Source organism: Streptomyces sp. NPDC028910, from assembly GCF_055564955.1.
In genome coordinates this window covers 18288-30539 of sequence record NZ_JBVHVF010000022.1, presented here as the reverse complement: position 1 = coordinate 30539, position 12252 = coordinate 18288, and the positions used below count along the sequence as shown (strand labels likewise).

The window sequence follows — 12252 nt, the reverse complement described above, 5'->3', positions numbered from 1 at the left end:
CGCACGCTAACCCAGGATCCCCCTGGCCGTCACCGCGTCCACGGGGAGCCCGCCGTACTTGGTCTCCCCGCCCGCGTCCAGGGACAGCCGGTACCCCCGCTTGACCACCGTCTGGATCAGGTTCGGGGCCCCGAGGGCCGCCCTCAGCCGGGCCATCGCCGTCTCCACGGCGTGCTCGTCGCGCCCCGCGCCCGGCAGGGCCCGCAGCAGCTCCGCCCGGGCCACCACCCAGCCCGGCCGCCGTGCCAGCGCCCGCAGCATGGCCATCCCGGCCGGCGGCACCGGCCGCAGCTCCTCGTCCACCAGGACCGCGTGCCCCCGGATCTCCATCCGGTGCCCGGCGACCGGCAGCACCCGCGCCCGGCCCGGCAGTTCCTGGCAGAGCAACTGCACCAGCGGGCCCAGCCGGAACCGCTCCGGCTGCACCGTGTCCACCCCGTGCGCCTGCAACGGCAGCGCGGTCACCGGCCCGACGCACGCGGCCAGCGGCCCGCCGCCGCGCAGGGCGTCCAGCACGGGTTCCCGTAGGCCCCGTTCCTCGGCCCGGGACAGCAGCGAGGCCGCCGCCGGCGCCGAGGTGAAGCTGACGGCGTCCACCCCGCCGCCGACGATCGCGTCCAGCAGCCGGTCCAGCGGCGCGAGGTCCTCCGGCGCCATCCACCGGTACACCGGGACCACCACGACCTCGGCCCCGCCGGCCCGCAGCGCCTCGACGAAGCCGGGCAGCGGCTCCCCGTGCAGCTGGAGGGCGATCCGCCGCCCGGCCACCCCGGCCGACAGCAGCCGCTCCAGTACCTCGGCGAGCGATTCCGACTCCGGGGACCAGGCCTCCACGAGCCCGGCGGCCCGGATGGCACCCTTCACCTTCGGCCCGCGCGCCAGCAGTTCGGCCGCCCGCAGCCGCTCCAGCAGTTCCTCGCCGATCCCCCACCCGTCGGCCGCCTCGATCCACCCCCGGAAGCCGATGGCGGTGGTGGCCACGACCACGTCCGGTGCGCAGCCGATCAACTCCTTGGTGGCGGCCAGCAGCTCGCTGTCGTCGGCGAGCGGCACGATCCTCAGCGCCGGCGCGTGCAGCACCGCCGCTCCGCGCCGCCGCAGCAGCGCGATGAGTTCGTCCGCCCGCCGTGCCGCGGTGACTCCGACGGTGAAGCCCGCGAGCGGGCCGGTGTTCGTGTCGTCCATCGTGACCTGCCTAGTGACGCAAAGGGGGGCGGTACGGGTGGACCGAGCCTGCCAACCCGGCGTGTCGGACTCGGTTCACCCGTATTTCGCCCCGGTTACACCGACGTGAGCTGCGGTTTCGCTTCGACCCCGACCGGCGGGAGCGCCGCGGCCGCCGGCCGGCGAAGGTATACCGCCCACGTCACCGCGCAGCACAGGGCGTAGAAGCCGAGGAAGGTGACGAAGGCCGCCGTACCGGAGCCGGAAGTGAGGAACGCCTCCCGGAAGACCAGGTTGATGCCCAGTCCGCCGAGCGCGCCGACCGCCCCGATCAGGCCCATCGAGGCCCCGGACAGCCGGCGCCCGTAGGCCGCCGCGCTCTCGCCGCTCATCCCGCGCGCCAGTGCCTTCGCCTGGAAGATGCCCGGGATCATCTTGTACGTGGACCCGTTGCCGAGCCCGCTCAGTACGAACAGCGACACGAAGCCGACGAGGAAGACCGGCAGCGACGAGCGCTCCGAGGCGAAGACCACCACTCCGGTCGCCGCCGCCATCGCCACGAACGTCCCCAGCGTGATCCGCGCCCCGCCGAACCGGTCCGCCAGCGCCCCGCCCACCGGCCGGATCAGCGAACCGAGCAGCGGTCCGATGAAGGTCAGCGAGGCGGCCTGGAGCGGGGTGCGGCCGAACTGCGTCTGGAGCACCAGCCCGAAGGCGAAGCTGTATCCGATGAAGGACCCGAACGTCCCGATGTAGAGGAACGCCATGATCCAGGTGTGCGCGTCCTTCAGCGCCTCGCGGACCGCGCCGGTGTCGTTGCGCACGGGCGCCAGGTTGTCCATCCGCACGGCCGCCAGCGCCGCCGCGACCACGATCAGCGGGATGTAGGCGGCGAGCAGGAGCCGCGGGTGCGTGGCCCCGGCGGTGGCGATGACCAGCAGTCCGGCCAGCTGCACCACGGGCACGCCGATGTTGCCGCCGCCGGCGTTCAGGCCGAGCGCCCAGCCCTTCTTGCGCAGCGGGAAGAAGGCGTTGATGTTGGTCATGGAGGAGGCGAAGTTGCCGCCGCCCACCCCGGTGAGGGCGGCGACGAGCAGGAAGGTCCCGTACGAGGTCCCGGGCTCCATCACCACCACCGCGGCCACCGTCGGCGCGAGCAGCAGCAGCGCGCTGACGACGGTCCAGTTCCGGCCGCCGAAGCGGGCGACGGCGAAGGTGTACGGGATCCGCACGAACGCGCCCACGACGGTCGCGGTCGCGATCAGGGCGAACTTCCCGGCGGGGTCGATCCCGTACTCGGGCCCCATGAAGAGGACCATCACGGACCACAGGGACCAGATGGAGAACCCGATGTGCTCGGAGAGCACGGAGTAGATCAGGTTGCGGCGGGCGGTCCGCTCCCCCGTCTCCTTCCAGAAGGTCTCGTCCTCGGGATCCCACCGCTCGATCCAGCGGCCCCCCTTGCGCGGTGCGGTACCGGTCATCGCTCGCCTCCACAGCTGTCGCGTCCTGAGGAGACCGTAGGAAGGGCGCGTTTCGGCCTCGGTCCCCGCCGGATGACCGCCGGGAAACCTTGGTCTCACCCGCTGCCCGGGACGTGTGTGAGCCGTGCCGGGAGCCAGCTCCCGGGCGGCGGATCGAGCCACCCCCGCTCGGCCGCGAGCTCGGCGGCCGCGGCGTGCAGGGCGTCCAGACCGGGGTGGGCGAAGCCCTTGCGCCACACCATCGACAGCGGTGACAGCGGCACCGGGTCGGTGAGCGGCAGCTTCACGCAGCCCGGCATGTCCAGGAAGTCCACGGTGGCCAGCACCGGATTGCCGGTCTTGGCCATCACCCGGCCGAACTCCTCCTTCCCGACCGCCACCGGCGCGGGCGGCGCCATCAGGATCCCCCGCCCGGCGAACAGCTCGCGCGCCAGCCCCGTCCACTCCAGCGTCCGCGGGTTCCCGGCGCCCGCGTACACGGTCTCCCCGGCCAGCGCGTCCAGCGGTACGGACGCCCGTGCGGCCAGCGCGTGCCCCTCGGGCAGCACCACGGCGAGCGGCTCGTACCGTACGGGCGTCTGCGCGAGTGGCGCCCGCAGCGCCGGGTCCAACCCGTCGGCGTAGCCGAAGGCGATGTCGAGCCGGCCGGCCGCGACCTCGGCGGCGGCGTGGGTGAGCCCGCTCTCGAAGCGGGCCATCAGCTCGCAGTCCGGGGCCAGTTCGCGGGCCCGCTCCAGCACGGTGCGCCCGGTGCCGGGCCCGTCGGTGTTGAGGTCGACGAGGAGCGCGCGGGGCTCGGACTGCGCGCCGAAGGCGGCGGCCAGCTCCTCGTGCGCGCGCAGCACGCGGCGGGCCAGCGGCAGCAGTCGCCGGCCGTCGGCGGTCAGTTCCACCTGCCGGGTGGTGCGGAGGAACAGCGCGGTGCCCAGGGCGTGTTCGAGCCGCCGGACATCGCGGCTGAGCGCCTGCTGGGCGACGTAGAGGCGGGCGGCGGCGCGGGTGAAGTGCAGCTCCTCGGCGGCCGCGACGAAGCCGCGCAGCAGCCGGGGATCCACATCGCGGGACATCATCCCCGGAGACTAACAACACAAAGGCGTGAATGGGCTCCGAACAGGTGTTGGACGGTGCACCCCGTCCCGGCCGAGGGTGGTCGTCATGCCCCTCATGGCCGTCACCGGCAACACCCTCGTCCTCGCCACCCGGGCCGACGGTCCTTCCCGTCCCTCCCGTCCTTCCCGTCCTTCCCGTCCCTCCCGGCCGACCCGCGCTCCCCACGGCCCCTACCGCCGCCTGTTCGCCGTGCCCGGCACCCGCGGATTCACCGCCGGGAACCTCCTCGCCCGGCTGCCCATGGGCATGTTCGGGGTCAGCGCGGTCATGATGATCGCCGGCCAGCGCGGCTCGTACGCCCTCGCCGGCGCGGTCACGGCGACCGGCCTGGGCGCCACGGCGCTGGTCGCGCCCTGGACCGCCCGGCTGATCGACCGCCACGGGCAGGCCCGCGTCGCCGTCCCGGCCACCCTGATCGCGGTCCTCGGCTCGCTGGCCCTGATCGCGTGCGTCCGTACCGGGGCCCCCGCCTGGACCCTCTTCGCCGCGTACGCCGCGACCGCCACCACCCCCAACATCGGCGGCATGGCCCGCGCCCGCTGGACGCACCTGCTGCGCGACTCCCCGGCCTCGCACCACACGGCGATGTCCTTCGAACAGGCCGCCGACGAACTGTGCTTCATGCTCGGCCCGGTGCTGGCGGCCTTCCTCTGCGGCGCCGTCTTCCCGGAGGCCGGCACCCTCGTCGGCGCGGCCCTGCTGCTGACCGGCATGCTGGTCTTCACCTCCTGCCGCTCCACTCAGCCCCCGGTGACGGCGGCGCCCCGGCGCGGCTCACCGCTGCGCGCCCTCAGCCCGCTGCTGCCCCTCTTCCTCGTCACGGGCGTGGTCTTCGGCTCGATGGAGGTCGCCTCGATCGCCCACCTCGACGCCCTGGGGCTGGGCGCCGCCTCCGGCCTGGTCCTGGCCCTCCAGGCGGCGGGCTCCTGCGCGGCCGGCCTGCTCTACGGCGTCCTGCGCCCCCGCTCGCTGAAAGCCTGCGTGTGCGCCCTGGCCGCCCTCATGACCCTGCCCTGGGCCGCGGCGGCCACCGGCTCCCTGCCCGCCCTCGCCTGCGCCCTCCTGCTGGCCGGCATGGCCACCGCCCCTGCGATGGTCACCGCCATGTCCCGGGTCCACGCCCTCACCACCGAGGGGCGCCTCAACGAGGGCATGACCCTCGCGGTCACCGCCATCCTCGCGGGCATCGCGGCCGGCTCGGCCACCGCCGGCTGGGCCGTGGAGAGCGCGGGCACGACCGCCGCCTACGGGGTACCCGCGGCGGCCGCCCTGCTCGCCCTGGCGACGACCGCGGCGGGCCCGTTCATGCGGCGGCCGGGTGATCGTCTCCGCGTGGTACGCACACGCGCCGCTCGTGATCCGCGATAACTGGGAGTGCTTTCCCCCAGCGCCCTTCCCTTCGCGGAGGAACACCCCTTGCTGTCTGCTTCCCGCTCCGTGCCCGCGGCCCTGATCGTCGCGGCCGTCACCGCCACCTGCCTGGTACCGGCCGTGCCGGCTCTCGCCGACTCCACGAACATCCGGTTCTCCCAGCCGTACGTCCCCTCGATCGCCCCCGGCAAGACGGGCCGCGTGGTCATCGCGGCCCTCAACGGCGCCGGCCGCGCCGTCAGCGGCACCTTCCGGATCGCCGCCCCGGAACGGACCACCTTCCCGGAGCGCCGCTTCTACTGGGACGGCCGCCGCTCCGCCGCACCGTGCACACGGTCGGCCGACGCACGGCTGCTGACCTGCGAAGCCGGAACCCGCGCCGGTTTCCGCTTCCCGGCGAACGCGCAGACCCAACTCGCCGTGTCCGTACGGGTCGACGCGAACGCCCCGGAAGGCACGACGCTGATCGGCGGCGAGTGGGCGACGGGCACCGAAGCCCCCGCCCTGTTCGCCGTCTCCACCCCGGTGACCGGCCCCAAGGGTGACAAGGGCGACGACGGCAAGCCCGGCCACGACGGCCACCACGGCCACCACGGCAAGCCCGGAAAGCCCGGAAAGCCCGGCCCCAAGGGTGACAAGGGCGACAAGGGCGACGTCGGCCCGCGGGGCCCGCGAGGTCCGCAGGGCCCGCAAGGTCCGCAGGGGCCCGGCGGACTTCAGGGCCCCGCCGGCCCGCAGGGCAACCAGGGTCCGGCCGGACCCCAGGGACCCGCCGGTCCCCAGGGCCCGCAGGGCGAACAGGGCCCGTCGGGAGGCGAGCAAGGCCCGGCCGGCCCCCAGGGCCCGCAGGGCGAACAGGGCCCCGCCGGACCCCAGGGACCCGCCGGCCCGCAGGGCGAACAAGGCCCGACCGGATCCGAGGGACCCGCGGGCCCGCAGGGCGAGCAGGGTCCGGCAGGATCCGAGGGACCCGCCGGCCCGCAGGGACCGCAGGGTGAACAGGGCCCGCAGGGCGAACAGGGTCCCTCGGGAGGCGAGCAAGGCCCGGCCGGCCCCCAGGGCCCGCAGGGCGAACAGGGCCCCGCCGGACCCCAGGGACCCGCGGGCCCGCAGGGCCCCAAGGGCCCGAAGGGCGACACGGGCAAGCCCGGCCACTGCAAGAAGTGCGGCGGCCACCACGGCCCCAAGCCCCCCAAGCCCCCGAAGAGCCACAAGACTCCGAAGGCCAAGATCGTCTCCCCCGGCAAGGGCCTCGGCATCCGCTCCGGCCCCGGCACCGGCTACGCCAAGAAGGGCAAGGTCTACACCGGCACGGTGGTCCCCCTCCAGTGCAAGGTCAACGGCCAGACCGTCGACGGCAATTCGATCTGGTACAAGCTCGCCGACGGCCGCGGCTGGATCTCCGCCCGCTACGCGCTGAACCTCAACAAGGTGCCGTTCTGCTAGCAGACACCCCGGCATGATGCATGACCAAGGCCCCGCAGCCGAGAGGCTGCGGGGCCTTGGTCAGTCGAGTGCGGCGAGCGCGGCAACGGTGTGGAGTTCGCTCCAGGCGGCGTTGGTCCGCGGACGGCACATGGGACCGGATCCCGCGAGCCGTCCAGGCCGACGCCGACCTCACGGGCCGGATCGACTGGAGCATGGTCAGCGTCGACTCGACGTCCTGCCGGGCCCATCAGCACGCGGCTGGCGCCCGAAAGAAGAAGCCACGCGTCCCGAAAAAAGGACAACGCCCCGGCACCACCGCCCTGACGAAGGACTCGGACGGTCCCGGGGCGGCCTGACCGGCAAAATCCACCTCGCGGGTGAGGGTGAATGCGGGCGGCGCCACGCTCACCCAGCACACGTTCACCTGAGCGCCGGCTTCCCTGAGCGGAAATGCGCCAGTTCCTCGACCGGTAGAACCGCCACAATCGCGGGCGTCGCACCGAGTGCGTCCCGATAGGCGCAGATGTCGTCCGGATCCGATGTCAGAATCACCGAACGGTCGTGGCGAGCGGCCACGACCGCGACCAGAGCATCGACGGCATCAGGACGCTTCTTGCCCGGCAGAGCGGCGAGCGCGGCCGCGACTCCGCCGCGCTTCCCGTCCTCGACCGTGTGGCCCGCTTGGCACACGCCGCACCCGGCCAGTTCCCTGTCGGCTCCGAAGACCACGCAGGTCGGCAGCACCCGGCTCAGGGGCGTCCAGTGCCCCGGCTGGGGACGCCAGGCCTGGGCGAGCACCGGGACGAGCACGACCGGCGGGTGCCATCCGGACCGTGCACTGAGTCGCTCATGGAAACGCTGCGCTTCGGAGTCCCTGCGCTCAAGGGCGATGAGCATGCCCGTGTCGTACACGAACACGGTCACGCGACGGCGCCCCGCCGGGTGAATCCGGCGTCGATGGCCTCGAGGTACGCGTCCATGGCCGCGTCGTCCTCCGGGGAGGAGTCATCGGACACAACCGTCGGCTCCGCCTCCTCCGCAGACCGGTTTATCGCGTCGATCTCCGCGAACCGGGCCCTGATGCGCGCCTGCCGACCCGCCTCCGCCAGCGCGGCGGTCCGCAGGAAGGTGGCAAGGTCGAGGCCGTACTCCGCAGCCGCCTCCCGGACGACCGCCTCGTCCGCCGGATCGAAGGTGACGGTGATGCGCGTCTTCGCCATGAGACGACCGTATGACGGCGTAGGACGCCCGCGCAAGCCGAAACGACAAAGGCCCCGCAGCCGTAACCGGCCGCGGGGCCTTTGCCCACATGGGATGAGTGGAGATGGCGGGAATCGAACCCGCGTCCAACGGTGCAGAAGCAGGGCTTCTCCGAGCGCAGTCCGCTGCGCTTTTCTCGGCCCCGGAGATCACACGGACAAGTCTCCGACGGGCTCAGTCACTGTTTGATTTCCCTCCAACCCCCGTGACCGGGGCTAGAGGTTTAGATCCCTTGTTGACGCCAGGATCCGGACCGGGACCACTTCCGGGCTGACGCTCCTCACAGAGGCTTCAGCTCACTGTTATTAGGCAGCGAGGGTGAAGCGGGAGTTATCGCTCTTGGAGTTGGCGATTATTGTTTGCGACATATGGTTTACGAGATCATTGCCGCTTCCTCGGCTCGCTTCCCCTGCATCGACATCCGCTGTCGAAACCGATCATCCCCATGTTTTGTTGACAAACCGCGCCACCCGGGGGCGGTGCGGTGCTGACACCCATGGTACGCGAAGTCGACCACGGAGTGCCAGGAGGTTAAACCGTACCCCGCTGCTTGCGGCGCACGGCCGAGATCGCGCGGTTCGTCTCGCGGGTGTCCTGCTTCTCCCGCAGCGTCTGCCGCTTGTCGTACTCCTTCTTGCCCTTCGCCAGCGCGATCTCGATCTTCGCCCGGCCGTCCTTGAAGTACAGCGAGAGGGGCACGATCGTGTGACCCGACTCGTCCGCCTTGCGCTCCAGCTTGTCGATCTCCTCCCGGTGCATGAGCAGCTTGCGCTTGCGCCGGGCGCTGTGGTTGGTCCAGGTGCCCTGGCTGTACTCCGGCACGTGCACGTTGTAGAGCCACGCCTCGCGGCCCTCCACCGACACGAAGCCGTCCACCAGCGAGGCCCGGCCCTGGCGCATGGACTTGACCTCGGTGCCCGTGAGGACGAGACCGCACTCGTAGGTGTCGAGGATCGTGTAGTCGTGCCGCGCCTTCTTGTTCTGGGCGATCAGCTTGCGCCCTTTTTCCTTAGCCATAGTGCGCTCATTTTCGCACTAAGGACCCACCCCGAGGCCACCCAATACCGTGACGGCCCGTTCCTCGGCCCTGTCGCCCGCCGCCACGTCCGGTGTGATGCCGCCGCCGTCCAGGCTGCGGCCCGCCGGTGTGCGGTACGTGCCCACCGTCAGCTCGGCCACCGAACCGTCCGGGAGCTCGGTCGGCATCTGCACGGAGCCCTTGCCGAAGGTCCGGCTGCCCACCGCCACGGCCCGGCCCCGGTCCTGGAGGGCGCCCGTGACCAGCTCGGCCGCGCTCATCGTGCCGCCGTCGACGAGGGCCACCAGCGGCCGGGTCGTGTCCCCGCCCGGGGCCGCGTTCAGGACCCGCTGGTCCCCCCGTACGTCGTACGTCGCCACGAGCCCGCCGTCCAGGAAGGCGGAGGCGGCCGTGACCGCCTCGGTGACGAGCCCGCCCGGGTTGCCGCGCAGGTCGAGCATGACCCCGCCGCCGGGCGGGGCCGCGCGCACGGCGGCCTTGACCCGCTCGCCGGAACCACGGGTGAAGGAGGCCACCTTGATCACGGTGACGCCGCCCGGGAGCAGCCGTACGGTCACCGGCTCGACGCGCAGCCGCTCGCGCAGGACGGTCTCGGTGAGGTCGGCGCCGTCCCGGCTCAGGTTCAGCACGACGGGGGTGCCGGCCGCACCGCGCAGCAGGGCGACCACGTCGGCCACGGCCAGGCCGGTGACGGCGTGCCCGTCCACGCTGAGCAGCCGGTCTCCGGCGCGCAGTCCGGCCCGGGCGGCGGGGCTGCCGGGCTGGACCTCGTCGATCCGGATCACGCCGTCGCGGGAGCGCTCGGCCCAGATCCCGACGCCGGTCCAGTGGCCGTCGAGGCCCTCGGCGAAGGCGGCGTACTCGCCCTGGTCGTAGACGGTGCCCCAGCGGTCGCCGCTGCGGCTGACCACCTCCTGGGCGGCCGTCTTGCCGGACTTCCCGTCGGCCACGGCCTCGGCGGCGGCCCGGGCGACCGCGTCGCGGTCGGCGGTGCCCGCCCCGCGGGGGGACGGGAGCGCGGAGCTGCCCGTACGGGCGGCGGCGGCCGCGCCCTCCTCGCGGTCCCAGCAGCCGGTGCACGCACCGGCTGCGACGGCGGCGAGGAAGACCAACGTCAAAACGGCCCCGCGAGGCAGGTCGCGGGGCCGGAGACAGAAGGCGGGCAGACCCGGCATGGCGCCGAGTCTAGGACAAGCCCCGCGCCGGTATGGATGGTTGACCGGACCGCTCGCGGGGCGCTTGTCACACCTTCAGGTACTTGCGCAGGGCGATGAAGGCGGCCATGGAGGGCATCAGGAGGCCGATGAAGAGCACGTACGGGAGCTTGGCCAGCACCGATCCCCAGCCCATGAAGTCGATGAGCTGGATCTTGTCCCGCAGGCCGACGCCGTGGTCGATCACGAAGTACTGGCCGGAGACGAGCATGAGGCAGGCGAAGAGCGCGCCGATGAGACCGGCGACGGCGGCCTCCATGATGAAGGGGACCTGGATGTAGAAGCTGGACGCACCCACCAGCCGCATGATCCCCGTCTCCCGCCTGCGGCTGAACGCCGAGACGCGCACGGTGTTGACGATCAGCAGCAGCGCCACGATCAGCATGATCAGCATGATGGCCACGGCCGCGACGTTGAGGTAGTTGAGGATCCGGAAGAGGTCGTCGATCGCCTGGCGCTGGTCGTCGACGGTGTGGACGCCGTCCCGGCCCGCGAAGGCGGAGGTGACCACCTTGTACTTCTCCGGGTTCTTGAGCTTGACCCGGAAGGACTCCTGCATCTGGTCGGGGGTGATGGAGGAGGCCAGCGCGGTGTGGCCGTACTGCTCCTGGTAGTGCTTGTACGCCTCGTCGGCCGACTCGTAGGCGACGGACTTGACCAGGGACATCTGCTTGAGCTCGGACTCGATCTGCTTCTTCTGCTCTTCGGTCACGGCGCCCTTGCGGCAGGTGGCAACGCCGCCGGCGCCGCCTGCCGACCCGTCCGGCTTGGCAGCGGCCTCGCCGGCCTCCTGGGCGTCCTGCTTGTTGCAGAGGTAGATCGAGACGTTGGCCTTGTCGTACCAGTAGCCCTTCATCCTGCTCACCTGCTCGCTCATGAGCAGGGAGCCGCCGAACAGGGCCAGTGACAGGGCCACGGAGATGATGACCGCGAAGGTCATGGTGAGATTGCGACGGAGGCCGACGCCGATCTCCGACATGACGAACTGGGCGCGCATGACTCTCAAGGGCCTTTCAGTGCTGGTAGCCGTAGACGCCGCGCGACTGGTCGCGTACGAGTCGGCCCTGTTCGAGTTCGATGACGCGCTTGCGCATCTGGTCCACGATCTGCTGATCGTGCGTCGCCATGATGACGGTGGTGCCGGTCCGGTTGATCCGGTCCAGCAGCTTCATGATCCCGACGGAGGTCTGCGGGTCGAGGTTGCCGGTGGGCTCGTCCGCGATCAGCAGGGCGGGGCGGTTGACGAAGGCGCGGGCGATGGCCACGCGCTGCTGCTCACCGCCGGAGAGCTCGCCGGGCATCCGCTCCTCCTTGCCGCCGAGGCCGACCAGTTCGAGGACCTGCGGGACGGCCTTGCGGATCTCGCCCCTCGGCTTGCCGATGACCTCCTGCGCGAAGGCCACGTTCTCGGCCACCGTCTTGTTGGGCAGCAGGCGGAAGTCCTGGAAGACGGTCCCCAACTGGCGCCGCATCTGCGGAACCTTCCAGTTGGAGAGCTTGGCGAGGTCCTTGCCCAGGACGTGCACCTGGCCGTGGCTCGCCCGCTCCTCGCGCAGGATGAGCCGCAGGAAGGTGGACTTGCCGGAGCCGGAGGAGCCGACGAGGAAGACGAACTCGCCCTTCGCGATGTCGAGGGAGACTTCTCTGAGTGCGGGACGGCTCTGCTTCGGGTAGGACTTGGAGACGCTGTCGAATCGGATCACGGGTGCACCACGGTCGCCGGGAGTAGGTGTGCGTGACCATACGCGAACGGGCGCGGGGTGTGGACCCGGCATCCGGAGTTGCCCCTTTTATCCCCTGGTCCCGGGCGGTCCGGACCGTGATTGCCCGGACGGGCCGCGCCGAATGTCGGCGAAGCTGGCACAGTGGTAGGGGGAACGCTCTGGTTCCCCACGCCGTTATAGGCAACGAGACGACCGAGGGGACGAGAGGAGGAGCGCATGACATATGACCGGCTCGTGTGCGCGAACTGCGCCGCACCCGTCAGCCAGGGCCGCTGCCCGGTGTGCCGGGCGAACCGGGAGCGCCTCCAGCAGGAGGGCCCCTTCTCCGGCCTGAACCCGGTGGCCCTCATCGTGCTCATGGTCGTCCTCGTGGCGGCTCTGGTGCTGGTGGCCCAGCAGACCGCCTAGGCTCCCTCCGGGCGCCGCGTACGGTGCGCGCGGCGCGTTCGTGCCGCGTA

12 protein-coding genes, 1 other RNA gene and 1 pseudogene are annotated in these 12252 nt (G+C 72.0%); 4 read left to right on the top strand and 10 right to left on the bottom strand.

The features are described 5' to 3' along the window. Positions 1 to 6: 6 nt before the first annotated feature. From ACZ4TV_RS24605 to ACZ4TV_RS24595, 3 genes are all read right to left on the bottom strand, one after another. Positions 7 to 1185: a uroporphyrinogen-III synthase gene (locus ACZ4TV_RS24605; protein WP_468136984.1), complete on the bottom strand. Its 1179-nt coding sequence runs from the start codon at positions 1183 to 1185 to the stop codon at positions 7 to 9. 95 nt (positions 1186 to 1280) lie between these two features. Beyond that, entirely contained in the window at positions 1281 to 2648 is a 1368-nt protein-coding gene (locus ACZ4TV_RS24600; RefSeq protein WP_468136983.1) for a nitrate/nitrite transporter, read from the bottom strand. Positions 2649 to 2743: 95 nt separating this feature from the next. Beyond that, complete coding sequence (locus ACZ4TV_RS24595; protein ID WP_468136982.1) at positions 2744 to 3718, bottom strand: LysR family transcriptional regulator; 975 nt, start codon at positions 3716 to 3718, stop codon at positions 2744 to 2746. Between the two features lie 94 nt (positions 3719 to 3812). Between ACZ4TV_RS24595 and ACZ4TV_RS24590 the strand changes: the two genes are divergently transcribed. The 3 genes and pseudogenes from ACZ4TV_RS24590 to ACZ4TV_RS24580 all read left to right on the top strand — a co-directional run. After that, complete coding sequence (locus ACZ4TV_RS24590) at positions 3813 to 5126, top strand: MFS transporter (RefSeq protein ID WP_468137081.1); 1314 nt, start codon at positions 3813 to 3815, stop codon at positions 5124 to 5126. A gap of 48 nt (positions 5127 to 5174) precedes the next feature. After that, complete coding sequence (locus tag ACZ4TV_RS24585) at positions 5175 to 6575, top strand: SH3 domain-containing protein (protein ID WP_468136981.1); 1401 nt, start codon at positions 5175 to 5177, stop codon at positions 6573 to 6575. A 107-nt stretch (positions 6576 to 6682) separates the two neighbouring features. Next, a pseudogene (locus ACZ4TV_RS24580) lies at positions 6683 to 6957 on the top strand (IS5/IS1182 family transposase); the annotation flags it as partial. A gap of 20 nt (positions 6958 to 6977) precedes the next feature. On the opposite strand, the gene ACZ4TV_RS24575 reads toward ACZ4TV_RS24580, so the two are convergent. The 7 genes from ACZ4TV_RS24575 to ftsE all read right to left on the bottom strand — a co-directional run bounded on the left by ACZ4TV_RS24575 (position 6978) and on the right by ftsE (position 11773). After that, a complete protein-coding gene (locus tag ACZ4TV_RS24575) occupies positions 6978 to 7481 on the bottom strand; it encodes a hypothetical protein (RefSeq protein ID WP_468136980.1) in 504 nt (167 codons plus the stop codon). Next, entirely contained in the window at positions 7478 to 7777 is a 300-nt protein-coding gene (locus ACZ4TV_RS24570) for a hypothetical protein (RefSeq protein ID WP_468136979.1), read from the bottom strand. Before ACZ4TV_RS24570 ends, ACZ4TV_RS24575 begins: the two co-directional genes overlap by 4 nt. A gap of 96 nt (positions 7778 to 7873) precedes the next feature. Continuing rightward, positions 7874 to 8262, bottom strand: a transfer-messenger RNA (tmRNA) gene (gene ssrA, locus ACZ4TV_RS24565). 86 nt (positions 8263 to 8348) lie between these two features. Beyond that, a complete protein-coding gene (gene smpB / locus ACZ4TV_RS24560; RefSeq protein WP_468136978.1) occupies positions 8349 to 8834 on the bottom strand; it encodes an SsrA-binding protein SmpB in 486 nt (161 codons plus the stop codon). 18 nt (positions 8835 to 8852) lie between these two features. Next, positions 8853 to 10031, bottom strand: coding sequence for a S41 family peptidase (locus tag ACZ4TV_RS24555; RefSeq protein ID WP_468136977.1), 1179 nt, complete (start codon positions 10029 to 10031; stop codon positions 8853 to 8855). Between the two features lie 67 nt (positions 10032 to 10098). After that, on the bottom strand, positions 10099 to 11067 hold the full coding sequence (gene ftsX / locus ACZ4TV_RS24550) for a permease-like cell division protein FtsX (RefSeq protein ID WP_468136976.1): 969 nt from the start codon (positions 11065 to 11067) through the stop codon (positions 10099 to 10101). Positions 11068 to 11083: 16 nt separating this feature from the next. After that, positions 11084 to 11773: a cell division ATP-binding protein FtsE gene (gene ftsE / locus ACZ4TV_RS24545; protein ID WP_030011324.1), complete on the bottom strand. Its 690-nt coding sequence runs from the start codon at positions 11771 to 11773 to the stop codon at positions 11084 to 11086. 237 nt (positions 11774 to 12010) lie between these two features. Here ftsE and ACZ4TV_RS24540 point away from each other — a divergent pair, with 237 nt between their 5' ends. Then, the gene (locus ACZ4TV_RS24540; RefSeq protein ID WP_030662818.1) at positions 12011 to 12202 is read left to right on the top strand and encodes a hypothetical protein; all 192 of its coding nucleotides are present in this window, start codon (positions 12011 to 12013) and stop codon (positions 12200 to 12202) included. The last annotated feature ends 50 nt before the right edge of the window (positions 12203 to 12252 follow it).